Genomic DNA, 22,668 nt, shown 5'->3' with positions numbered 1-22,668 from the left:
CGTGACTTCTACTGCTTCACCGATATTGCCCAGATTAGCGCTCGCTGATATTTGCAAAAGCTACCCCGCGGTAGTCGCCAACGACCATATTCATCTCAGCGTTGCCCCTGGTGAAATCCATGCGGTGTTAGGCGAAAATGGTGCTGGCAAATCCACGTTAATGAAAATTATTTTTGGTGCTGTCAAACCCGATTCTGGTCGCATGCTCTGGAATGGTCAAGAGGTCAACATTGCCAATCCACAAGATGCGCGCAAACTCGGCATCTCTATGGTATTTCAGCATTTTTCGTTGTTTGACACGCTCACAGTCACAGAAAATATTGCACTCGGTCTGGATGCTGGTGTCGATATGGATGAACTGGCAGAGCAAATTCGTCAAACCGGCGCGAATTACGGTCTGGAACTGGAACCGCATCGCCATGTGCATACCTTATCCGTCGGTGAGCGACAGCGTGTAGAGATTGTTCGCGCCCTCCTCACCCATCCGCAATTGTTGATCCTTGACGAACCGACCTCGGTTCTGACTCCCCAGGCAGTACAAAAACTCTTCGTGACCTTGCGCAAAATTGCCGCTGAAGGATGCAGCATTTTGTACATTAGTCACAAACTCGATGAAATCCGCGAACTCTGCCACTCAGCGACCGTGATGCGTATGGGCAAAGTGACCGGGCATTGTGATCCGGCGCAAGAAACTGCCGCCAGCCTGTCGCGCCTCATGATCGGCGATACGATTCCACAGCACACCCCAGATAAAACGAGTCAGACTGGCGCATCAAAATTGCGCATACAACAACTGACACTACCCAAAGCGCATGCGTTTGCAACCGCACTCGACGATATCAATCTGGAATTATTTGCCGGAGAAATCGTTGGTATCGCAGGTGTTTCAGGCAATGGACAACAAGAATTGTTAGCCGCCTTGTCCGGCGAAGACCGTCGTCCGGCAGCCAAAATGATTACGCTAAAAGGCCAACCAGTCGGCAACCGAGGCCCGAACGCCCGACGCGACCTGGGACAAAGTCTGGTACCAGAAGAGCGCCTCGGTCGCGGCGCCGTGCCAGAACTGAGCCTGACCGACAATATGTTGCTGTCGCAGCAAAAAGCACCGTTTGTCCGGCATGGCATGATTAATTTCAAACACACGATACAAGCTGCGAGCGACATCATCAGCCGTTTCCGTGTGAAAGCCTCCGGCCCTGCAGCCCTGGCGCGCAGCTTGTCGGGTGGCAATTTGCAGAAATTTATTGTCGGTCGGGAAATCATGCGTGAACCGGAAGTCTTCATCGTTGCTCAGCCTACCTGGGGCGTGGACGTCGGTGCCGCAGCACAAATTCATGCAGAAATCCGCAAACTGAAACAAGCGGGTTGCGCGGTGTTAGTGATTTCTGAAGAACTCGACGAATTGTTTGAATTATGTGATCGCATGCATGTGATCGCCAAAGGCCGTTTGTCGCCATCCATTGCGACTGAATTGGCCAGCAGAGAACAGATAGGATTGTGGATGAGTGGTTTATGGGACGTGAACGCGACCAGAAATACAGGGGTCGCTTATGCTTAAGCTGGAATTACGCGCTGCGTCGTCGCGCAATATGGCGTATTTGTCGCCCGTTCTGGCCTTGGCGCTGACGATATTTTTTGGTGGTCTGGTATTTTTGGCCTTGGGCAAAAATCCACTCGTCGGTCTGCAAGTCTTTTTAATTGAACCCGTCCGCAATGCCCCGGCGATTGCAGAATTGCTCATGAAAACCACGCCGCTGGTGTTATGCGCACTTGGTTTGTCGGTCTGTTATCGCGCCAATGTCTGGAATATCGGCGCGGAGGGTCAACTGATTGCGGGTGGTCTGGCAGCAGGTTCAACGATTTTGTTTTTTGATAATGGTACGCCTGGCTTATCTGGCGGCACGGTATTGGTGCTGGCCACGTTGGCTGGTGTCATCGGTGGCAGTTTGTGGGCATCGATCACTGCGCTGTTGAAGGATAAATTTCACGCTAATGAAATTCTGGTCTCGCTGATGCTGACCTACATCGCGCAATTGTTGTTGATGTATGCGGTCAATGGTCCGCTAAAAGATCCGAATGGCATGAATTTCCCGCAATCCAAAGTGTTTTCCAGCGAGTATCTGTTGCCACATTTAATGGCTGGCAGCCGCTTGCATATTGGCTTTGTGGTGATGTTGATTGCCAGTGCAGTGATGGCGGTGTTTGTGTATCGCAGCTTTGCCGGTTATCGCTTAACGGTCGGCGGGCTGGCACCACTGGCAGCGCGTTATGCTGGTTTTTCGAGTCGTAAAGCCTTATGGACATCCTTGCTGATCTCCGGTGGTTTTGCCGGTATGGCGGGTGCGTTTGAAGTGGCGGGTCCTATTGGTCAGGTGCTGCCTTCGATTTCACCTGGCTATGGTTTTGCGGCGATTATTGTCGCGTTTATCGGGCGTCTGAATCCGATCGGCAGTATTTTGGGTGGTCTGGTGTTGTCGCTGTTTTATCTCGGTGGTGAATTAGCGCAATCGCGCCTTGGTTTGCCTTCTGCCATTACCGGTCTGTTTCAAGGCATGTTGCTGTTTTTGCTGTTGGCTTGCGACACGCTGATTAATTACCGCCTTCGTTGGAAGAAATAAGTATTATGGAAAATTTTGCAGCTCTTATCGCCGCCTCCATCAATTCTGGTACACCATTGCTGATCGCCGCCCTTGGCTTGCTGATCAATGAACGTGCAGGTGTGCTCAATCTGGGTGCGGAAGGCATGATGTTGGTCGCCGCCATTGTTGGCTTTGCCGTCGCCCATCAAACCAATGTACCGGCACTTGGCTTTTTAGCGGGTGCCGTTGCAGGCATGTTGATGGCCAGCTTGTTTGCGTGGCTGGCATTGGTACTGGCCACCAATCAGGTCGCCACCGGTCTGGCGTTGTCGATCTTTGGCGCGGGTCTTTCGGCGTTTATCGGTCAGTCCTTTGTTGGTCAATCTTTGGCGCCAGGTAGCCACGGCATACCGTTCCTGGCGGAGATCCCATTTTTTGGCAAAGCCTTATTTGATCAGCATTGGGCCGTGTATTTCAGCCTGGCGTTGTGTGCTGGCATCATCTGGTTTTTGTATCGCACCCGTGCCGGCCTGGTCTTACGTGCCATTGGTGAATCGCCAGAATCCGCACATGCGTTGGGTTATCCGGTTCGTAAAATCCGTTATGTAGCGCTGCTGTTTAGTGGTGCATGCTGCGGGATTGCTGGTGCGTATTTGTCCATCGTCTACACGCCAATGTGGGTAGAAGGCCTAGTTGCGGGACGTGGCTGGATCGCTTTGGCGCTGACCACTTTTGCGACCTGGCGTCCGGCACGAGTCTTGCTCGGTGCATTGCTATTCGGTAGCGTGACGATATTGCAGTTTTATTTCCAGTCAATCGGCATTGCGATTCCTTCCCAGATTTTGTCTATGCTGCCGTATGTGGCAACCATCGTCGTCTTGGTACTGATTTCACGCAATCCGGATTGGATTCGTTTAAATATGCCAGCCTCGCTGGGTAAGCCATTCCGTCCTTGATTTGCAACGCAGGTGTTTTACAGCAAGTGTTAGAAATTAAATTAAAGTTTAAAAACCATTTTTTGTTCACCGAAGGAAACTGATGATGAAAATTTCCCGTAGAAAAACCCTGGTCGCAGCAATCTCGCTAGCCGCCCTTGGTCTGGCAGCTTGCGGTAAAAAAGAAGAAGCCAAACCAGAAGTCGCCGCTGCTCCGGCTAGTGCTGCTGCAGCACCGGCTGCCGCTGCTGAACCATTAAAAGTTGGCTTTATTTACGTTGGCCCCGTCGGTGACGCAGGCTGGACGTTTGCGCATGATGCTGCGCGCAAACTGGTCGAAGCCAAATTCGGTGACAAAGTCAAAACCACGTTTGTCGAAAACGTTCCTGAAAGCGCCGCTGATGCAGAACGCGTGATCCGCGATCTGGCAAACCAAGGTAACAAAGTCATTTTCGGTACCACCTTTGGCTACATGGAAGCGATGTTGAAAGTCGCTAAAGATTTCCCTGACGTCAAATTTGAACACGCCACTGGCTACAAAACCGCCGACAACTTAGCGCAATACGACGTTCGCACTTACGAAGGTGCTTACCTCGCTGGTGTTGCGGCTGGTAAGCTCAGCAAATCTGGCAAATTGGGTATCGTCGCTTCTGTACCTATTCCAGAAGTGCTGCGCAATATCAACTCGTTTGAACTCGGCGCACGCAGCGTGAATCCAAAAGCCACAACCAAAGTCGTGTGGGTGAACAAATGGTTTGATCCGGGCAAAGAACGTGAAGCGGCCACCACTTTGGTTGGTCAGGGCGTCGATGTGTTGATGCAAAACACTGATTCCGCAGCCGTCGTACAGACTGCTGAAGAAAAAAATGTATTGGCGTTTGGCTGGGACAGCGACATGACCAAATTCGGTCCTAAAGCCCACGTTGCAGCATCGACGATCGACTGGAGCGGCTACTATATCCAGCGCATTGGCGATGTCATGGACGGCAAATGGAAATCAGGTTCCACCTGGTGGGGTCTTAAAGAAAACATGATCGATCTAAAGTACTTCAACGCGACTTTGTCTGACGATGTGAAAAAACTCATCGCCGAAAAACGTCAAGGCGTAATCGACGGCACAGCACCGATCTGGAAAGGCCCGCTGAAAGACAATACTGGTAAAGAAGTGTTGGGTAAAGATGTCGTTGCTGACGACAAATTCCTGCATGAAATTAAATTCTACGTCGAAGGCGTAGAAGGTAAAGTACCAGGTTAATTTCTGGACGCATTGCTGAACGAACTAAGCCGTTTTACAAAGTAAAAACCTCGCGCTTCAGATGATGAAGCAGCGAGGTTTTTTTATTTGATTGCAATCGATAACAATCAGATTGGGCCCTGATTTTCTTGCATCAACCTTATGCGTAAACTTCACCCGCAGCTTCTGCCACAATTTTACGCAACCACTGCACTTCTGCCGCCGCATGCACACGCTCGTGCCAGAGCATGAAGAACTGCATTTTTGGCATAGGGATAGGCATAGGCAACACTTCGATTGGCCAGTCTTTTGCGCATTGCACCGCAAAGCTGCGGCTGGTCGTGAACACCAGATCGGTCTTCGACAACACATACGGCACCATACCAAAGTAAGGAATCGTCATTTGAATCTTGCGCTTCAATCCTTGCTCAGCGAGTGTGCCATCAATAATACTGCGGTGTCCGATCATGTACGGTGTTGGTGCCAGATGCGACATTTCCAGATAGTATTTCAGCGATAAACCTTTGCTGACGACCGGATGTTTGCGGTTCACCATGCACACGACTTCATCTTCAAATAGCTGCGCAATGTGGAGATGCTGTGGCAGGTCTGGCCAATTACCAATCACGCAATCAAGCTCACCAGTTTCCAGTGCCGCTGCATAGTCAAATCCGGCGTTCAACGCATGGATCACCAGACCTGCATTCGGCGCCAGTTCACGCACTTTTTCCATCACCATAGGGATCAACAACACGCTCAGATAGTCTGGAGCACCAAGGTGAAATACCCGTTGTGTAGTCGCAGCCACAAAAGCAGGTGCCGGGCTGGCAATGTTTTCCATCACACCCAGACCCTGACGCGCCAGCAGCAATAATTCCTGACCACGCTGGGTTGGCGTCATCCCGTTTTTGCCACGCACCAGAATCGCGTCTCCCGTGATGTCGCGCAAACGTTTGAGCATATTGCTAATCGCTGGTTGCGATTGCCCCAGCTTCATGGCGGTGCGGGTCACGCTGCGTTCCGTCAGCAAGGTATGCAACACGCGCAATAAATTAGTATCGAGTTGATCAACCAGACGTGAACTCATGCTGCACCTCCGGCAGATGCAAACTGCACCAAGTCGCCATCAACAAACACCGTCATTTGTCCCGGTGCAAATTGGGTCCAGGTTTCATTATCGGTTAAAGGTTCCGTCACGATCACAGCCACTTTGTCATTTGGTGTGGTCACCTGAGAGAAATCCACTGTCATTTGTTCATCCGATAAATTGGCGACAGGGAAAGGATACTGTCTGATGATGTAATGCAATTTAGTAGAACAATGCGCAAACAACGCCTCACCATTTGATAGCATCATATTGAAAGTACCAAAGGCAGCGATCTCTGCGGTAATCTCACGCATAAAATCTGCCAGTTCCGGCATGCCTGGTATCACCTCGCCAAAGCGGCTACGCATCTGTTGCAACAAATAACAAAACGCCAGCTCGCTATCCGTGGTGCCGACCGGTAAAAAACTACCATTGAGCGCAGGTGCAAAATTCTTCAGGTCACCGTTATGTGCAAACACCCAATAACGCCCCCAGCATTCACGCACAAACGGATGACAGTTTTCCAGCATCACTTCGCCTTGCGTTGCTTTGCGGATGTGGGCAATCACGTTTTTAGACTTGATCGGATAACTTTTAATCAAATCAGCCACCGGAGAACTGACCGCAGGCTGATGATCGACAAACAGCCGCACCCCACTGCCTTCAAAAAAGGCGATACCCCAGCCATCTTTATGTTCGTCGGTTAAACCGCCGCGCGTAGAAAACCCCGTGAAACTAAACACGATATCCGTCGGGGTGTTGCAATTCATTCCAAGTAATTGACACATGATGCAAAACGTAAAAATAAGTGCCCATACCTTAACATAGGCAGCTACGATTTTGCTGCTAGTTTTTGATATTTGCCATACAGAAAAATCAGCGAAAACACAGTACAGTCGGGCAGGTACAACCCGCCATTTTCAGCCGCACAAAGATCCGCGCGGGCTGCACCCGACCTACTTGATGGCGTTCTCAAGGGCATTCGATCGTCAAATAACAATCGCAAAATGCCTTTGAAACTGCTTTTTCCCCTCCCGCGTCAGACTCAGGGCACGACTATCGAGATCACGTTCCAGCCATTTATGCTTCAGACTCAACGCGAGTAAGGCAGCGCCTAAAGCGCCACCCAAATGCGGACGCCGTTCGCTCCAGTCCAGGCAAGTACATGCAAAGCGGCGGCGCGACTGGCGCGTCAGATCAACATCAATGCCCAAGTTAGTCAGTGCCTGCTCACCAGCCTGGCTTAATTCATAAACGCTGTTATCTTGCTGGTCGCCGACCAGCCAGATTTGTTGTACGCAAGAATCATGTAATTTCACCGCCAGCTCTCCCGCCATATGATCGTAACAAGTACGCGCATGGCGTAAGCGCGGCGGAGTTGAGGGTTTAAAACGTGGCTGCGGTGCACCAGCGATCGCCAGCAAAGATTCAAGCGCAGCAGCAACTTCGCTGCTACCAAGCTGGTAGTAACGATGTTTACCCTGAGCAATCACTTGTACCAATTGCTGCTCTTTGAGTTTTGCCAGATGCACGCTCGCGGTTGACGTACCTATCTCAGCGATTGCGGCCAACTCTGTGCCAGTGCGCGCATGCCCATCCATCAAGCTGCATAACATACGCGCTCGCGCTGGTTCTGCAATGGCGGCGGCCAGTCGGGCTAAACGGGTGTCGGCAAAATCTGCATCCATAGTTTGATAGGCAACGAAGTGTGATTGATCATTTGTCCGTATTCTGCACCTGAAAAAGAATTATGCCAAAGGAAAAATGATGAACACCATGGACTTACTTAGTGCGGCTTACCATCCAACTGCAAATGAATTTTATAGTCACTTACTAAAACAACCAGGTCTGTCCTACGACAAGCAGCATCAACTCTGGATTGCCGCGCGAGCACAAGACATAGAGGAAATTTTAGCCTCACCCGATTGCACCGTGCGTCCTATCGGTGAGGCAGTGCCATTGGCGCTACAAGGAACTAGCGCTGGCGAGGTTTTTTCTTTGTTAATTCGGATGAACGAAGGTGATGCCCATCATTGTGGGAAAATGGTTATGCAGCAGTGTCTGAGGGTATTTGAACCGATTCAGCTACATCAAACGAGCAAACAGCTCGCGAGCAAACTTGCGTCAGAGTTAAATTTTGAAGAGGCAAATGCACTCAATCATTTTGCTCAACGCTTACCTCTGTACACCGTTGCAAGCCTGCTCAGTTTTGAACCAAAGACATTGCCTTTAATCACTGATGCGATCAGTCAATTTGTGCTCTGCCTGTCACCACTGAGCGGCACGACAGAGATTGAAAGCGCAAGTAGAGCTGCACAAACTTTACTCACTGAATTCCATATGTTGGTACAGACGCAAACTGTAAAACCGAACAGCCTTATTGCGCAAATACAAACGAGGGCAAAAGAGCTAGGATGGAATAATGCAAATGCCATTCTCTGCAATCTGATTGGCTTGTTATCCCAAACCTATGAAGCAAGTAGCGGATTGATCAGCAACGCGCTGACTTGCTTAATTCAATATCCTGATCAGCGCGAGCAATTATCGCAACAGCCCAAATTAATTCCCGCTTTTGTCACTGAGGCATGCCGCTTGCATTCCCCTGTTCAAAATACACGCCGCTTTGTCATCTCGGATACCGTCGTTGCGGGCATCCATCTGCGTGCTGGAGAAAGAATCTTGTTATTACTAGCCGCGGCGAATATTGATCCGGCAATCCATGTACAGCCACTTGAATTTGATATTGCGCGAGCAAATCATCGCCTTTACAGCTTTGGTTCTGGTCGTCATGCCTGCCCGGGAACGGCGATCGCATTGGCGATTTCACATAGCGCGATTGAAGTTTTATTGGCTCAACACATTGCATGGGGGCAGTTGAACTGGCGCTACCGGCGCTCGTTGAATGGTCGCCTGCCGGAATTTTTACCAAGGAAAATGAATGATTGCCGTCATTTTTGAAGTGCAAATGGAAGAGCTGCATCGTCCCGATTATCTACGTATCGCCGCCAGTCTGGCTGACGAATTGCGTACCATCGATGGCTTTATCTCGATTGAACGTTTTCAAAGTTTGCAGTCCACCGACAAGTTATTATCTTTATCGTTCTGGCGCGATGAAGATGCGGTGAAAGTCTGGCGAAATACAGAACACCACAGAGCTGCACAAAGTGCCGGACGCGATTCAATATTCTCACAATACCGGCTACGTATTGCCAGCGTAGATAGAGACTACGGTATGTATGAAAGAAAGCAAGCGCCTGATGATAGTCAGTTTTTTCATGGTCATAGAGAGAAATCGTGAAGGAATAAATTTCAGTAATGTAGACTGGCTACAACCCGTTCCGCCCCAGCCTTCTGTTCATTTGAAAACTTCTTTTTATCTTATACAACACTCACAGAGTGCCTGACATCACGAGATTAGGATGGGTGATTTTAGCAACAAAAAAAACTTTAGAAATCGCGGTTTATGTTGAAAATCAGTGCCTTCCAAATTACGATTCTCAAATTCAAATAGTTGCTAATTTGAAAAATTATAAAACGATTGATCTTAGTTAAACAGAGATGTTGTTTCTTCCGGGCACTAAAAGAATAAACAATAAAGGATATGTTATCGATGAATAAACATAAAATTGCCGTCGTGTTTTATACTTTAATGAGTACGAGTTTTGCGTACGCCGATCAAGGTGATGAAATATGCTTTCCACTTTATAAAGCAACGGGAGCAATCCCGGGAACATCAGAATGCCAATCGCTTGCCAATACCGCAAGAGTGGGAATGGGGACATTTTTTTGCACCTCTGAGCCAGACAGAATTGAAAGATACTGTCTGCCAAAATGTTCAGTTCCCCCCTTGGCTCCGGTCACAGCGGCAGCGGATGCATATGAGAATGGCGAGTTTTCTCGTTCTCCCGACCTTGGTAACGTTAGCTCCGCAGTCAATAATGGACTTACATGCATTCAACAGCGTATTCCTCGAGCGTTTCCGACTTCAGGCTACCGCCCTCAGGAATATCAAAATCACTTGCGCGAAGTTTGGGATAAATGGCAACTTCTAAAAAATGACTCCTCCGCAGCGTGTGCGACAACTAAACTCAACGTTAAAAATGAATTTACTCAACACCGCATGGTTCACCAACCAGGTTTAACATCGCGGCATTCAAGTGGAAACGCTGTCGATATATCAGGAGTACCAGAGGCTGTTGCAGATACGACCGCTGCAGCATGCTCTATGTCGAGACCTGTAAGTAACGACCATGTACAGTATGAACCTCATTAAGGATTAATAAGATGATGATTAAATATACCGCCTTGACGGTGCTGGCTTGTTCTTTATCTTTCTGTGGACTCAATGTAGCTAGTGCTAGTTCCGACGTTCCAGTGTCAGTCGAAGTCTGGCCACTTCACCGTGGTGGATTGGTAACTTATCAATATAAAGTGACAAATATCGGATCAAAACCAATTAATGCCGTGACGATAGGCTGGAATCCAGATGCACCAGCGGTAGAACTGAGTGAACCACCAACCTCCCTGTCTAAGTCTTTTTGGCTTTCGCCCGACAAGACAAGTTCTCCCGTCGGTTGGGGCGCGGCAGTTCGGTATTCCGACGAAAGTCCGAAGTTCTCAATTGAGTGGATTGAGGGTAATAAAGAACTTCAAATTCATCCAAGAGCTGGAAATGTAACGGGTACGCCTACTCCAACAAAGCAAGCAAATTTATTACCTCCGGGTAAAACTTGGGATACATTTTCAATTACCTTAGAAAAAGATGACCCCGGATATGTCAAAGGTCATGCAACCGTTTCTATTGGTGACGACATAGTTACTGTTCCTATAAAAAAAGGCGACACCACTCCTCCATCTGTCTCGGCGTCCATTTTACAAGTCACACATCCTGATCCGACAACCAGCATACTCAGCTTTTCTGTTAGTGCAACTGATAACTATGATGTAGCACCGACGATTATTTTAGAATCAGTTAAATCAGACAAGCAGTTGCCCCAGGGTGACGTTAAAGCTCAAGTTGGCTCTGATGTGCGAACTGTGACGTTGAAAAATGTTAGCGGACGTAAGTATTACGTTACTTTTTCTGCTACCGACGCATCCGGAAACAAAGGAAGAAAAACGCTGACCTTTGTCTGTCCGTAATGTTCAAAATATGATGCGGCCCAAACATACGCAAGCGAGGTTTTGCGGAGCGTTGTTCTTGGTTGCGCATTGCGTAGGGCGGGTGCAACCCGCCCTGATACGATTAAGTCTCCGCACCCAAGGCAATATCGCTTTTGATTTTCACCGCGTTAGACAAAGCAATTCGTGCTTCACGGAAAACGGATCAGAAAGTGTCGTTGTCTGAGCGCAGCAAGTTTCGACACTTTCCCGTTTTACGTTACGCACGAATTTTGCCGACACGCAGTGACGGCACCCGCAGGGCAAAGTCTCAGCGTCGCCTTTCTTTTGCTTACTTCGCTTTGGCGAAGCAAAGAAAAGTAAGTGGCTGCCGGGCCACACCCGGCTTGGCTCTACGAAGAGCGATCGTTTTACACATTAAAAAGGGTTCAAAATTAACGCAAAAAGGAGTGGCATCAGGATTGACTTGGATAACAGCGTGTAGGATACGTGCAACCCGCCATTTTCAGCCGCCCAAAGATAGGCGCAGATTGTACCCGCTCCACACAATACGATTTGCCGCGCTTTATTTCCCAATACAAAACCGCGAGAAAATCACGCCCAGCAAATCGTCAGAAGAAAACTCACCGGTGATGCTATTGAGTCTGTCCTGCGTCAGGCGCAATTCTTCCGCAAACAGATCCAGCGACTGATCGTTTTGCGCGGCGTATTCTGCAGCGGTTTGCAGATGTTCGTGCGCATGTTTAAGGGCGATCAGGTGGCGTTCGCGGGCGAGGTATAAAGATTCGCCAGTTTGTTCCCAACCTGCGATGCGCAGCAATTCTGTGCGCAGTAAATCGATACCGATATGGTCTTGCGCTGAAAGATAAATGTGGGTCGCATCTTCCATCTGGTCAACACTGGCGTGGTGACCAGAGATGTCGATTTTGTTCCAGACACGTATCACCGGAACACCATCCGGGAAGCGCGCGACAATCGCTTCATCGGCGCGCGTCGGGCCACGGCTGGCATCGAGCAAATGTAAAATCACATCCGCTTTTTCAACTTCCGCCCAGGTGCGTTCGATACCAATACGTTCTACGGTGTCGATCACATTCAAAATGCCGCCGGGTTCTACATCATCATGTTCATGACGTATGCCAGCGGTGTCGATGATGTTGAGCGGAATACCTTCGATATGAATTGTTTCGGTGACCTTATCACGTGTGGTTCCCGCAATCGGCGTGACAATCGCCACATCATCGCCTGCCAGTGCATTGAGCAAAGAAGATTTACCAACGTTAGGCTGACCAGCCAAAACGATATTCAAACCGGCACGCAACAAAGCGCCTTGTGCAGCCTGGTCAAACACTTTTTGCAAAGCCGTTTGTATGGTGCTGAGTTGACCACGCGCATTCGATTTTTCTAAAAAATCAATTTCTTCTTCAGGAAAATCCAGCGTCGCTTCGACCAGCATGCGCAGGTGAACAACCTTGTCGACAAGATCATGAATGACTTTTGAAAACGCACCAGACAACGATTGCGATGCGGATTTGGCCGCGGCTTCCGTCGATGCTTCAATCAAATCCGATACTGCTTCGGCCTGAGCGAGGTCGAGTTTGTCATTTAAAAATGCACGCTGGGTAAATTCGCCCGGTTCGGCCAAACGCAAACCCGATGCTTTACCTGCTTCGAGGCAGCGGCTTAACAGCATTTGCATCACAACCGGGCCACCGTGACCTTGCAATTCCAGCACATCTTCACCGGTGTAGGAATGTGGAGCTTTGAAATAAATCGCAATACCTTGATCGATAACGGTGCCATCTTCCTGTGTAAATGGCAGGTAACTCGCATGGCGTGGTTTGAGTTGGGTTGCACCAAACAAGGCACTCATGACTGGTGCCAGATTTTTACCGGAGATGCGAACCACACCAATACCTCCGCGTCCGGGGGCGGTGGCGATGGCGGCGATGGGGATAGGGTCGTAGATCATGTTCAAATTATCTTTGCTTGCACCGCAGAAGTGCAGAAATATAGGCGAGTTTGTGACGGAAATGCGACAAACAATTTTAATGTCCTCAGCGGGTTGCTATAAAAAAAGCCCGCGACGAGCGGGCTTTTTTGGGCTTTGGCGCTTTTTGAGAAGCTTTCAGTTCCCTCAAATAATGCTTAAGCCTTTACTTTATGCTCAGGTGGAATCAATTTATTGTTGATCACCCATTGTTGGCCAATCGACAGAATGTTATTCACTACCCAGTAAAGTACCAGACCGGATGGGAAGAAGAAGAACATTACTGAGAACGCCAATGGCATAAACATCATCATTTTGGCTTGCATAGGATCTGCAGGTGCCGGATTCAGTTTAGTGGTGATATACATCGAAATCGCGTAAATCACTGGCAAAATGAACAGCGGATCTGGTGAAGTCAGATCAGTGATCCAACCCATCCAAGGTGCGCCACGCATTTCAACGCTGGCTTGCAATACCCAGTACAGCGACAAGAACACGGGCATCTGAATCAAAATAGGGAAGCAGCCACCGAGCGGATTGATTTTCTCGGTTTTGTACAACTCCATCATCGCTTGATTCATTTTTTGCGGATCGTTTTTGTAACGTTCACGCACGGCCTGCATCTTCGGCGTCACCACTTTCATTTTTGCCATGCTGCGATAACCAGCAGCGGACAATGGGAACAACGCTAATTTGATAGAAATCGTGAACACAACAATCGTCCAACCCCAGTTGCCGATCAGACCATGGATGAAACTCATCAGACCAAACAATGGTTTAGCGATGATCGCCAGGATACCGTAGTCTTTGACCAATTCCAGACCTGGAGCGATTTTCTCCAGAGTCGCTGTCGATTGTGGCCCCGTGTACAACGTTGCATCAGAATCTTTGCTTGCGCCCGGAGCAATGCTGCCCAGTTGCAATACCGTGCTGACAGAATAAATATTGTCACGTACTTTTTCGGTACGGAATTCACGTGTCGACTTGTCTTGCGGTACAAAAGCGGAAACAAAGAAATGTTGAATCACCGCAACCCAGCCATTGTCCGCAGACTTAGCGTGGTTGTTATTGCTGCTACCTGGCTGTTCGTGTTCTGCTTTGCCGATTTTTTCAAAATCCAGTTTCTGGAAATGCTCTGCATCGGTGTACACCGCAGGTGCATAGAATTCAGAAGGGCCAGTGAACATGGAACCGCCTTCAGGCTTGGTACCATCGTGTATCAATTGCAAGTACAAAGCTGGCGTAATCGCTGCTGTTGTGTTGTTGGTCACAGTGTGCTTGACGTCAATCGCATAGTCACCTTTTTTGAAGGTGAAGGTTTTTGTCAGTTTGACGCCACCTTGCTCAGAAACCAATACTAACTGTACGCTGTCGCTGCCATCTAAACTACGCTTACCTGGCTGCGCCACGAAAACGGATTTGTGATTTGGATAAGCTGCATTCGCCAGGCCGGTTTGTGCCAGATAAGTGCGGGTATCGTTCTCGCTAAACAACACGACATTTTTATCGCTAGGCGCTTTTTCACGCAAGCCGACAGCTTCCAGGAAGGGATAGTAGAAATGTTCTGGCTTAGGGTGATCTTTATATTGCAGCAATTCCAGACGTTTTACTTCACCGCCCAGGGTATCAATATCCGCCTTGATCACGTCGGTAGTGATAGTAATACGCTCAGTTTTGACAGCGACTGCAACAGCTTCGCCATTCGCAGCAACTGCGGTCGTGCCATTGGCAGCATTAGCAGAGTTGGCTGTTGGTACTGAGGAATTATTTGCCGTTGCTGTCTTAGCATCTTTTGCTTGCTGCGTTGCCGCCGCAGGGAAAAACATAGATGACTTGCCGTTATGGCGCATCCAGTTGTCCCACAGGAGCAACAGCGACATGGAAAAAATAACCCACAGGACGGTACGTTTGATATCCATTTTATCCATTTGGTGTATGTCAGGAAAAGTGTGAGGAATGACCCGTGCTGCCAGATTGTTCATGGCAGCATTGGTCGGATGTGGGGACAATCTTTTGTTTTTCACTAGCAGGCGGGACATGATCTACGCCGCCGGGATGCCACGGATGGCATTTACACACGCGTTTGCCAGCTAAAAGACATCCTTTAGCTGCGCCGTGAATTTGTATCGCCTGCGCCGCATACTCAGAACAACTCGGGTAAAAACGACAATTCTGCCCCAGCATAGGACTGATTGCGTACTTATAAAAGCGTAGCAACAGGAGCAGTAGTGTTTTCATGTCATCCCACTTTTTTACAGGCAGGGGCGGCAAACAGGCGCAGAATTTCCGCCCGCAGCTCGCGTTTGAGCTGGGCAGTCGTAGCTGGACCGTCTTTGCTGTTGACGGGTCGTGACAGGCGCACAATGCAATCGACGTTTTGTAAGGCTGAACATCTGAAAATTTCACGCGTTACACGCTTGATCGTGTTGCGGGTCACTGCGCGCGGCGCAAAGCGCTTGGCAGCGACCACACCTAAACGAGCATGCGACAATTCATTGGCTCTGGCGTAGAGCACAAAATGGGGCGTCTTTTGCACGGGGCGCAAACGAAAAACGGATGAAAATTCATCCGTTTTAATGATGCGTCGGGCACGTGCAAAATCTGCACCACCGGCATCCGCCTGAACTTGGTCAGCTAAAAGATTGATCATGCGATGTCAGCCAAAGCTGCCGCAGACCAAAAATTTAAAATCAAGCTGCCAGGCGTTTACGGCCTTTAGCACGGCGTGCGTTCAGTACAGCGCGGCCACCGCGGGTTGCCATACGTGCGCGGAAACCGTGAGTGCGCTTGCGGCGAACGACGGAAGGTTGGTAAGTACGTTTCATGTTGGTCTCGCTATTTGAGCAATAAAAAAAATCGGAATTACGGGTAAAGGCTTGCGTTATTTACGTCAGGCTTTTCACCTTTACTGCCCCAAAACCGCTGCTCATGGCTTGCTGCATTACTGTACTACGCATGTGCTGAATCGGTAAAACTCATCACAAACAATGCACCATCCAATAAAAGAGGGTAGGGAACCCGTAATTAGACACCACTTTTACCTTACGTGTCAATCACTTAGCGTAAAAATTAATCAAAAGCGGTTTACCAAGGCTGGTGCAGTGCAAAGAATAAATTTAATCTAAGGCTGTGGATAACTCGCCCAGTCGGGGTTAAAATAGAGGATTAGCGCGGCACCGGTTTATGCCTTCATGGCAACTTTCAAAAAACTGAATTAAAAGAGCGAATGAAGATATTCATTATCTGTTTCGCATTTTATTCATAAAAATCGAAAGTATCAGGGTTGATGAAAAAGTATTCCCGCAAGGCACGGCAAACCAATCAGTTCTACTGACAGGTGTTTGTTACCCACTTGCTGAGGCTGTTTTACATACACCCTGAAAGATTAATTCGGCACCGCGCATTTGCATTTAATAATTTAAAGTCATACATGGAAAATTTCTGGCAAGCCTGTTCGTCCCAACTTGAGCAAGAGCTTCCACCGCAACAATATAGTGCATGGATCAAATCGCTCGTACCGCTCTCCTTCGAAGAAGGCAAGCTGAGTATTGCTGCGCCCAATCGTTTTAAACTCGATTGGGTGAAAGCCCAATTCGCCAATCGTATTTCTGAGTTGGCAAATCAGTATTGGGATGAAGAAGTTGAAGTCGTTTTTGTTCTCGATCCACGTGGCGGCAAAAAAGCAACGCCAGCGCCGATGCCTACTCGGCCCGGTGTGGACGGCGAAATACCAAGCAGCAACAGTGCACCAGAAATTCAGGCTGAAGTCGTAGCACCAGAAGCATCGCCTCGCCGCGACCTGAGCCGTATCAATGTCGAACTAACGTTCGATAGTTTCGTGACCGGTAAAGCCAACCAATTGGCGCGCGCCGCAGCGATTCAAGTTGCCAACAACCCTGGTGTTTCGTATAACCCGCTGTTTTTATACGGCGGCGTTGGTCTGGGTAAAACGCACTTGATTCACGCGATCGGTAATCAGATTCTGGTCGATAACCCGAATGCCAAAATCCGCTACATCCACGCCGAGCAATATGTGCGTGACGTGGTCACGGCTTACCAGCGCAAAGGCTTTGACGAATTCAAACGTTACTACCATTCACTCGATCTGTTGCTAATCGATGATATTCAATTCTTTGGTGGCAAGAGCCGCACGCAAGAAGAATTCTTCTATGCGTTCGAAGCGTTAATCGCTGCTAAAAAACAAATCATCATCACCAGCGATACGTACCCTAAAGAAATCACCGGCATGGATGATCGCCTGATTTCGCGTTTTGACTCTGGTTTGACGGTCGCGATTGAACCACCAGAATTAGAAATGCGGGTCGCGATTTTGCTTAAAAAGGCACATTCCGAAGGCGTGCATTTTTCTGATGACGTGGCTTTCTTTGTCGCCAAACATTTGCGCTCTAATGTGCGTGAGCTGGAAGGCGCCCTGCGCAAGATTCTTGCTTACTCACGTTTCCATGGCAAAGAGATCACGATTGACGTTGTTAAAGAAGCCTTAAAAGATTTGTTGTCAGTGCAAAACCGTCAGATTTCTGTTGAGAATATTCAGAAGACCGTCGCCGACTTTTTCAATATCAAAGTCGCTGATATGTATTCTAAAAAACGTCCAGCCAATATCGCCAGACCACGCCAGATTGCTATGTATTTGGCCAAAGAATTGACGCAAAAAAGTTTACCAGAAATTGGCGAACTGTTTGGCGGCCGCGATCACACCACGGTCTTGCATGCGGTGCGCAAGATCACCGCAGATCGCAGCAAAAATCCAGAATGCAATCATGAATTGCACGTGCTGGAACAGACCCTGAAGGGTTGATGCAGGTAAAAAAAGATAGCAGCAGTACTAAAGCATTACAGCAGCGAATGACAGCATTAAAGCAGTTTTTAAGCATTATTTATTGTATTCAACCACGATTAGCGAGGATTTCAAATGCAATTGGTAAAAACCCACCGGGACACACTGCTCCGGCCTTTGCAAATTGTGAGTGGTATTGTCGAGCGTCGGCACACATTGCCGATTTTGGCCAATATCCTCATTCGCAAAGACGGTGAACAAGTGTCCTTCTTGTCGACGGACATCGAAGTACAGATCACGACCAAGGCAGAGATCGGTTCAGGTGGCGATGTTGTCGCTACCACGGTTGCTGCACGCAAATTGTTGGATATCTTGCGCGCACTGCCGGATGATCAAGACGTGGTTCTCAAGCTGGACAACAAGCGCATGAGCGTGCAGTCTGGCAAATCGCGTTTCTCTTTGCAAACCTTGGCAGCAGAAGAATTCCCTACTGTTGCACAAGCTGAACACTTCAATGCTAGCGTCAATTTGCCGCAAAAAACATTGAAGCATTTGTTCAACATGGTGCATTTCTCCATGGCGCAACAAGACATTCGTTATTACCTCAATGGCCTGCTGTTGGTGGTCGATGGTAAAAACGTGATTGCTGTTGCGACTGACGGTCATCGTCTGGCGTTTTGCCAGGTCGAAGTGGAACAAGAGTTCCCACGCCATGAAGTCATCATCCCACGCAAAACAATTATCGAATTGCAGCGTTTGCTGGAAGACAAAGAAGACCCGGTACAAATCGACATCGCCAACAATCAGGTCAAACTGACGTTTGCCGATATCGAACTGGTGTCCAAACTGGTTGAAGGTAAATTCCCTGATTTTAATCGCGTGATTCCTAAAGGCTACAAAAATAGCTTTACACTCGGTCGTGAACAATTGCTGCGCTCGTTGCAACGTGCAGCGATCATGACGTCGGACAAGTTTAAAGGTGTGCGTTGTGTGATCACACCAGGCAGCATGCAAATCTTGTCGACCAATGCCGATCAGGAAGAAGCGATGGAAGAAATCGAAATCGATTACGGCGGCGATAGCGTCGACATCGGTTTCAACGTCAGCTATTTGTTGGATGTATTGAACAACCTGAAATGCGATCAAGTCTGCGTGTCTCTCGGTGACTCCAATTCATCTGCATTGATCACCGTTCCAGAAAACACTGACTTCAAATACGTTGTCATGCCAATGAGAATTTAAACCTGAATTGAAGCATGCCACTCCTCTCCCGCAATCAGGAGAGGAACAGGGGTGAGGGTCGTTGATAACGGTGAACTACAGCCAACTGCACGAGACGCAGCCAGTTGTTCAATCTGATCTTCAATGTCTTTTTAGCAGAGTACCCACTCCGCCACCCCACCCTTCCCCGCCCACCACAAAATGAGCGAGTAAGGGATTGAATACCCATGAACACGCAGTAAACACAAACGAAGGTAGCCATGTCCGATCAAAACCAAGAGAACCAACCAGCTCCAGCCGCCAGTTCCAATCAATACGGCGCATCCTCCATCCAGATTCTGGAAGGCCTGGAAGCCGTGCGCAAACGCCCTGGCATGTACATTGGCGACACGTCGGACGGCACTGGTTTGCATCATCTGGTCTTCGAAGTGTTAGATAACTCCATCGACGAATCTCTGGCAGGTCACTGTACAGAAATCAACGTCGCGATTCATACCGACAATTCCATTTCGATTACCGATAATGGTCGCGGTATTCCAACGGGTATCAAATGGGACGACAAGCACGAACCTAAGCGTAGCGCGGCTGAGATCGTTATGACCGAATTGCACGCCGGTGGCAAGTTCGATCAGAACTCCTACAAAGTCTCCGGTGGTTTGCACGGCGTTGGTGTTTCTTGCGTGAATGGCTTATCCAAATTACTTAAGCTGACGATTCGTCGTGATGGCAAAGTTCACACCATGGAATTTGTCCGTGGCGTACCGCAAAACCGTGAACTCGAAACTGTTGACGGCGTCGTCACTTCCCCAATCAAAGTCGTCGGCGACACCGACAAACGCGGCACTGAAGTGCATTTCTGGGCTGACGAAGAAATCTTCACCCACGTTGAATTCCATTACGAAATTCTGGCAAAACGTATCCGCGAATTGTCTTTCCTGAACAACGGAGTACGCATCAAACTCAACGACCACCGCACTGGTAAAGAAGAGTTATTTGCATTCGAAGGCGGTACCCGCGGTTTTGTGGAATACATCAACAAAGCAAAAAGCGTATTGCACCCAACGATTTTCCAGGCAACTGGCGAACGCGTTTCTGACCAAGGCACCAACATCACCGTTGACGTGTCTATGCAATGGAACGATGCGTACAACGAACAAGTACTGTGCTTCACCAACAATATTCCACAGCGCGACGGTGGTACCCACTTAACTGGCTTACGCGCTGCGATGACCCGCGTCATCAACAAATACATCGAAGAACACGAATACGCTAAAAAAGCCAAAGTCGAAGTGACTGGCGACGATATGCGCGAAGGCTTAACTTGCGTCTTGTCCGTCAAAGTACCTGAACCAAAATTCAGTTCACAAACTAAAGACAAACTCGTTTCTTCCGAAGTGCGCGGCCCGGTAGAAGAAATCGTTGCCAAAACATTGACCGATTTCTTAGCAGAAAAACCCAACGACGCCAAAATCATTTGCGGCAAAATTGTTGAAGCCTCCCGCGCCCGCGAAGCAGCACGCAAAGCCCGTGAACTTACCCGTCGTAAAGGCGTCATGGATGGCCTGGGCTTATCTTCCAAGCTTGCTGATTGCCAGGAAAAAGATCCAGCCCTGTGCGAACTGTACATCGTCGAGGGTGACTCCGCGGGCGGTTCTGCCAAACAAGGTCGTGACCGTAAATTCCAGGCGATTTTGCCATTGCGCGGTAAAGTGCTCAACGTCGAAAAAGCCCGCTTTGAAAAAATGCTCTCCAGCGAACAGATCACCACATTGATCGCCACGCTAGGTACAAGCATCGGCCCTGACGAATTCAACGCTGACAAACTGCGCTACCACCGCATCATCATCATGACCGATGCTGACGTTGACGGTGCCCACATTCGTACCTTGCTGCTGACCCTGTTCTATCGCCAAATGCCACAACTGGTGGAACGCGGGCACATCTACATCGCTCAGCCACCATTGTACAAAGTCAAAGCTGGTCGCGATGAACGCTATCTGAAAGACGACGCTGAAGAAGCAAGCTACATGATGAACGTCGCATTGTCAGGCGCATCGCTGATCCCAAGTACAGGCGCTGACCCTATCACTGGCGACGCATTGGCAGAATTGGTACGCCAATACAATCTGGCCAACGCCATCATGATGCGCTTAACCCGCGTCATTGACCGCGCTGCATTGACTGCCATCATGACCGGCGTCACCTTGAAAATGGATACGCTGGAACACGCAGAACAATCCGCGATCAACATGACCCAAGCCATCAATGATCCGGCCGTCAAAGCCATCGTACGTAGCGACGATTTGTCCGGCGCCTACAGCCTGCGCATAGAACGTATGTACCACGGCAACATCAAAGTCACCAGCATCGACGCAGACTTTGTCGAAGCAACCGACTACAAGGTCTTGGAAAGCGCCGCAGCAACGTTTAAAGGCCTGCTAGGCGAAGGCGCCTTCATGCGTCGTGGCGAAGGCGAGAAAGCCAAGGAAATCGCCGTAAAAGACTTCCACCACGCCATGCTGTGGCTGCGCGACGAAGCCGAGCGCGTCGTCGTCAAGCAACGCTACAAAGGTCTGGGCGAAATGAACCCAAGCCAACTGTGGGAAACCACCATGGACCCAACCGTCCGCCGCCTGCTTAAAGTCCAGATCGAAGACGCGATTGCAGCGGATCAAATCTTCACGACATTAATGGGCGACGACGTTGAACCACGCCGGGCGTTTATTGAGTCGAATGCGTTAAGGGCGGGGAATATTGACGTTTAAAGTTGTTGCGACAATCTAAAAAAAGGGTGAAGACGATATGTTCGTTTTCACCCTTTATTGTTTTCCAAGCTAACTTGGTTGCATTGGAAGACATACTCATAATGAGTACCTCAATCCCACGCCTGCGCTAAACTCTGGCGAAATATTACATTGAGCAACGACGTCGTATTTGAGTACCGTACAGGCGCAATAGCTAACGCATCCAGTCTTTCCAATTCACTCTCGACAAATCGATTGATACTCTGAACTGGAGATGCTAAGCCTAGTTCTGGTGCTTTGCGTTTTTGTTCCAGGAGTGCATTGATGTCAGCTAAGAGTGCATGCTCATTCGCAATCAAATGCAGTAATTTGCTAAATTCAATTGGAGCAGCCGTGCCATAACGTTCTAACCATCGAACTGCAAGTAATGGGCGTAAAACGTAAAAGTACTTTTTCAATGGAACGAGCTCTGATTTCAAATAGCCGCGAAAGTTTGTTTTTGCCATGCTCTTGTAGTGATATATACCGTTCTCGCAAGAATAAATTTCCGGCAAGAGCTTCCGAACATCTCCTGCAAAGCTGTTATTTTCGGCATAGATGACAGGCGACTGTATCCATTCGACAAATGCTGGATTCGACTTACGAAATAACCGCAATGCTTTCCTGATATCCCAACCGTTCAGATCAATCTCATCTACGATTGGATATTCGATAACATCACGTTGCTCCTCAAGACCAACGGACAAATACCAGTCCTTCGTATTCACGTATATAAAGCGTACGTCGAAATCACTGTTCGGAGATTCAAATCCCCATGCACGACTGCCGGACTCAACCGCAAGTAAAATCCTTACGTTATGCTCGTCCTCTGCACGCCGAATGCGACGCAGAATTTCTTCGCGCACGGCTGAGGGTATGACATGATTCATAAAAATTTATCCCAAATAAAAAGGTACCGC

The 22,668-nt window shown here is 48.8% G+C and carries 20 protein-coding genes; 11 read left to right on the top strand and 9 right to left on the bottom strand.

Translation table 11 applies throughout. The features are described from left to right. Nucleotide 1 precedes the first annotated feature (1 nt). From ACO0KY_RS11015 to ACO0KY_RS11000, 4 genes are all read left to right on the top strand, one after another. A complete protein-coding gene (locus tag ACO0KY_RS11015; RefSeq protein ID WP_422993260.1) occupies nt 2–1,558 on the top strand; it encodes an ABC transporter ATP-binding protein in 1,557 nt (518 codons plus the stop codon). Then, on the top strand, nt 1,551–2,618 hold the full coding sequence (locus tag ACO0KY_RS11010) for an ABC transporter permease (protein WP_186912404.1): 1,068 nt from the start codon (nt 1,551–1,553) through the stop codon (nt 2,616–2,618). The genes ACO0KY_RS11015 and ACO0KY_RS11010 overlap by 8 nt, the downstream gene beginning before the upstream one ends. A 5-nt stretch (nt 2,619–2,623) precedes the next feature. Beyond that, nucleotides 2,624–3,535, top strand: coding sequence for an ABC transporter permease (locus ACO0KY_RS11005; protein WP_186912405.1), 912 nt, complete (start codon nt 2,624–2,626; stop codon nt 3,533–3,535). A gap of 85 nt (nt 3,536–3,620) precedes the next feature. After that, nucleotides 3,621–4,769, top strand: coding sequence for a BMP family ABC transporter substrate-binding protein (locus ACO0KY_RS11000; protein WP_423046009.1), 1,149 nt, complete (start codon nt 3,621–3,623; stop codon nt 4,767–4,769). A 139-nt stretch (nt 4,770–4,908) separates the two neighbouring features. Here ACO0KY_RS11000 and ACO0KY_RS10995 read toward each other — a convergent pair whose 3' ends face one another. The 3 genes from ACO0KY_RS10995 to ACO0KY_RS10985 form a co-directional block, all read right to left on the bottom strand. Then, entirely contained in the window at nt 4,909–5,835 is a 927-nt protein-coding gene (locus ACO0KY_RS10995; RefSeq protein WP_423046007.1) for a LysR family transcriptional regulator, read from the bottom strand. Then, entirely contained in the window at nt 5,832–6,623 is a 792-nt protein-coding gene (locus tag ACO0KY_RS10990; RefSeq protein ID WP_423046005.1) for a class II glutamine amidotransferase, read from the bottom strand. Before ACO0KY_RS10990 ends, ACO0KY_RS10995 begins: the two co-directional genes overlap by 4 nt. A 201-nt stretch (nt 6,624–6,824) precedes the next feature. Continuing rightward, complete coding sequence (locus ACO0KY_RS10985; RefSeq protein WP_423046003.1) at nt 6,825–7,523, bottom strand: ArsR/SmtB family transcription factor; 699 nt, start codon at nt 7,521–7,523, stop codon at nt 6,825–6,827. A 79-nt stretch (nt 7,524–7,602) separates the two neighbouring features. Here ACO0KY_RS10985 and ACO0KY_RS10980 point away from each other — a divergent pair, with 79 nt between their 5' ends. The 4 genes from ACO0KY_RS10980 to ACO0KY_RS10965 all read left to right on the top strand — a co-directional run bounded on the left by ACO0KY_RS10980 (nt 7,603) and on the right by ACO0KY_RS10965 (nt 10,977). Then, nucleotides 7,603–8,793 carry a cytochrome P450 gene (locus tag ACO0KY_RS10980; RefSeq protein ID WP_423046001.1) on the top strand — a complete coding sequence of 397 codons (1,191 nt, stop codon included), beginning with the start codon at nt 7,603–7,605 and terminating at the stop codon, nt 8,791–8,793. After that, complete coding sequence (locus ACO0KY_RS10975) at nt 8,774–9,133, top strand: antibiotic biosynthesis monooxygenase family protein (RefSeq protein ID WP_423045999.1); 360 nt, start codon at nt 8,774–8,776, stop codon at nt 9,131–9,133. The genes ACO0KY_RS10980 and ACO0KY_RS10975 overlap by 20 nt, the downstream gene beginning before the upstream one ends. A gap of 312 nt (nt 9,134–9,445) precedes the next feature. Next, nucleotides 9,446–10,108 (top strand): hypothetical protein, encoded by a 663-nt coding sequence (locus tag ACO0KY_RS10970; protein ID WP_423045997.1) that lies wholly within the window; start codon nt 9,446–9,448, stop codon nt 10,106–10,108. A 14-nt stretch (nt 10,109–10,122) separates the two neighbouring features. Beyond that, nucleotides 10,123–10,977: a hypothetical protein gene (locus tag ACO0KY_RS10965; RefSeq protein ID WP_423045995.1), complete on the top strand. Its 855-nt coding sequence runs from the start codon at nt 10,123–10,125 to the stop codon at nt 10,975–10,977. Between the two features lie 544 nt (nt 10,978–11,521). Here the strand turns inward: ACO0KY_RS10965 and mnmE are convergent. From mnmE to rpmH, 5 genes are all read right to left on the bottom strand, one after another. Further along, nucleotides 11,522–12,928, bottom strand: a complete 1,407-nt coding sequence (gene mnmE / locus ACO0KY_RS10960) for a tRNA uridine-5-carboxymethylaminomethyl(34) synthesis GTPase MnmE (protein ID WP_423045993.1) — start codon at nt 12,926–12,928, stop codon at nt 11,522–11,524. Nucleotides 12,929–13,104: 176 nt separating this feature from the next. Continuing rightward, nucleotides 13,105–14,865 (bottom strand): membrane protein insertase YidC, encoded by a 1,761-nt coding sequence (gene yidC / locus ACO0KY_RS10955; RefSeq protein WP_423046198.1) that lies wholly within the window; start codon nt 14,863–14,865, stop codon nt 13,105–13,107. Between the two features lie 19 nt (nt 14,866–14,884). Then, a complete protein-coding gene (gene yidD, locus ACO0KY_RS10950) occupies nt 14,885–15,184 on the bottom strand; it encodes a membrane protein insertion efficiency factor YidD (RefSeq protein ID WP_423045991.1) in 300 nt (99 codons plus the stop codon). Nucleotide 15,185: 1 nt separating this feature from the next. Next, a complete protein-coding gene (gene rnpA / locus ACO0KY_RS10945) occupies nt 15,186–15,596 on the bottom strand; it encodes a ribonuclease P protein component (RefSeq protein ID WP_186912415.1) in 411 nt (136 codons plus the stop codon). Between the two features lie 40 nt (nt 15,597–15,636). Continuing rightward, nucleotides 15,637–15,771: a 50S ribosomal protein L34 gene (rpmH, locus tag ACO0KY_RS10940; protein WP_061535510.1), complete on the bottom strand. Its 135-nt coding sequence runs from the start codon at nt 15,769–15,771 to the stop codon at nt 15,637–15,639. 605 nt (nt 15,772–16,376) lie between these two features. Here rpmH and dnaA point away from each other — a divergent pair. The 3 genes from dnaA (at nt 16,377) to gyrB (ending at nt 21,730) form a co-directional block, all read left to right on the top strand. Further along, nucleotides 16,377–17,765, top strand: coding sequence for a chromosomal replication initiator protein DnaA (gene dnaA / locus ACO0KY_RS10935; RefSeq protein ID WP_423045988.1), 1,389 nt, complete (start codon nt 16,377–16,379; stop codon nt 17,763–17,765). A 114-nt stretch (nt 17,766–17,879) separates the two neighbouring features. Next, a complete protein-coding gene (gene dnaN, locus ACO0KY_RS10930) occupies nt 17,880–18,986 on the top strand; it encodes a DNA polymerase III subunit beta (protein WP_186912417.1) in 1,107 nt (368 codons plus the stop codon). A gap of 239 nt (nt 18,987–19,225) precedes the next feature. Next, entirely contained in the window at nt 19,226–21,730 is a 2,505-nt protein-coding gene (gene gyrB / locus ACO0KY_RS10925) for a DNA topoisomerase (ATP-hydrolyzing) subunit B (protein WP_423045986.1), read from the top strand. Nucleotides 21,731–21,840: 110 nt separating this feature from the next. Here gyrB and ACO0KY_RS10920 read toward each other — a convergent pair whose 3' ends face one another. Then, nucleotides 21,841–22,638 carry a nucleotidyltransferase domain-containing protein gene (locus tag ACO0KY_RS10920; protein ID WP_423045984.1) on the bottom strand — a complete coding sequence of 266 codons (798 nt, stop codon included), beginning with the start codon at nt 22,636–22,638 and terminating at the stop codon, nt 21,841–21,843. Nucleotides 22,639–22,668 lie beyond the last annotated feature (30 nt).

Source organism: Undibacterium sp. Dicai25W (assembly GCF_049340505.1).
GTDB lineage: Bacteria > Pseudomonadota > Gammaproteobacteria > Burkholderiales > Burkholderiaceae_D > Undibacterium > Undibacterium jejuense.
The sequence above is the reverse complement of the archived record's forward strand: the minus strand, read 5'-3'. Positions and strand labels throughout refer to the sequence as shown.

What these genes read in the sequence shown, in the direction of transcription:
- ACO0KY_RS11010 (WP_186912404.1), top strand. Translation starts at nt 1,551, where the DNA reads ATGCTTAAGCTGGAATTACGCGCTGCGTCGTCGCGCAATATGGCGTAT.
- ACO0KY_RS11005 (WP_186912405.1), top strand. Translation starts at nt 2,624, where the DNA reads ATGGAAAATTTTGCAGCTCTTATCGCCGCCTCCATCAATTCTGGTACA.
- ACO0KY_RS11000 (WP_423046009.1), top strand. Translation starts at nt 3,621, where the DNA reads ATGAAAATTTCCCGTAGAAAAACCCTGGTCGCAGCAATCTCGCTAGCC.
- ACO0KY_RS10995 (WP_423046007.1), bottom strand. Translation starts at nt 5,835, where the DNA reads ATGAGTTCACGTCTGGTTGATCAACTCGATACTAATTTATTGCGCGTG.
- ACO0KY_RS10990 (WP_423046005.1), bottom strand. Translation starts at nt 6,623, where the DNA reads ATGTGTCAATTACTTGGAATGAATTGCAACACCCCGACGGATATCGTG.
- ACO0KY_RS10985 (WP_423046003.1), bottom strand. Translation starts at nt 7,523, where the DNA reads ATGGATGCAGATTTTGCCGACACCCGTTTAGCCCGACTGGCCGCCGCC.
- ACO0KY_RS10980 (WP_423046001.1), top strand. Translation starts at nt 7,603, where the DNA reads ATGAACACCATGGACTTACTTAGTGCGGCTTACCATCCAACTGCAAAT.
- ACO0KY_RS10975 (WP_423045999.1), top strand. Translation starts at nt 8,774, where the DNA reads ATGATTGCCGTCATTTTTGAAGTGCAAATGGAAGAGCTGCATCGTCCC.
- ACO0KY_RS10970 (WP_423045997.1), top strand. Translation starts at nt 9,446, where the DNA reads ATGAATAAACATAAAATTGCCGTCGTGTTTTATACTTTAATGAGTACG.
- ACO0KY_RS10965 (WP_423045995.1), top strand. Translation starts at nt 10,123, where the DNA reads ATGATTAAATATACCGCCTTGACGGTGCTGGCTTGTTCTTTATCTTTC.
- mnmE (WP_423045993.1), bottom strand. Translation starts at nt 12,928, where the DNA reads ATGATCTACGACCCTATCCCCATCGCCGCCATCGCCACCGCCCCCGGA.
- yidC (WP_423046198.1), bottom strand. Translation starts at nt 14,865, where the DNA reads ATGGATATCAAACGTACCGTCCTGTGGGTTATTTTTTCCATGTCGCTG.
- yidD (WP_423045991.1), bottom strand. Translation starts at nt 15,184, where the DNA reads ATGAAAACACTACTGCTCCTGTTGCTACGCTTTTATAAGTACGCAATC.
- rnpA (WP_186912415.1), bottom strand. Translation starts at nt 15,596, where the DNA reads ATGATCAATCTTTTAGCTGACCAAGTTCAGGCGGATGCCGGTGGTGCA.
- rpmH (WP_061535510.1), bottom strand. Translation starts at nt 15,771, where the DNA reads ATGAAACGTACTTACCAACCTTCCGTCGTTCGCCGCAAGCGCACTCAC.
- dnaA (WP_423045988.1), top strand. Translation starts at nt 16,377, where the DNA reads ATGGAAAATTTCTGGCAAGCCTGTTCGTCCCAACTTGAGCAAGAGCTT.
- dnaN (WP_186912417.1), top strand. Translation starts at nt 17,880, where the DNA reads ATGCAATTGGTAAAAACCCACCGGGACACACTGCTCCGGCCTTTGCAA.
- gyrB (WP_423045986.1), top strand. Translation starts at nt 19,226, where the DNA reads ATGTCCGATCAAAACCAAGAGAACCAACCAGCTCCAGCCGCCAGTTCC.
- ACO0KY_RS10920 (WP_423045984.1), bottom strand. Translation starts at nt 22,638, where the DNA reads ATGAATCATGTCATACCCTCAGCCGTGCGCGAAGAAATTCTGCGTCGC.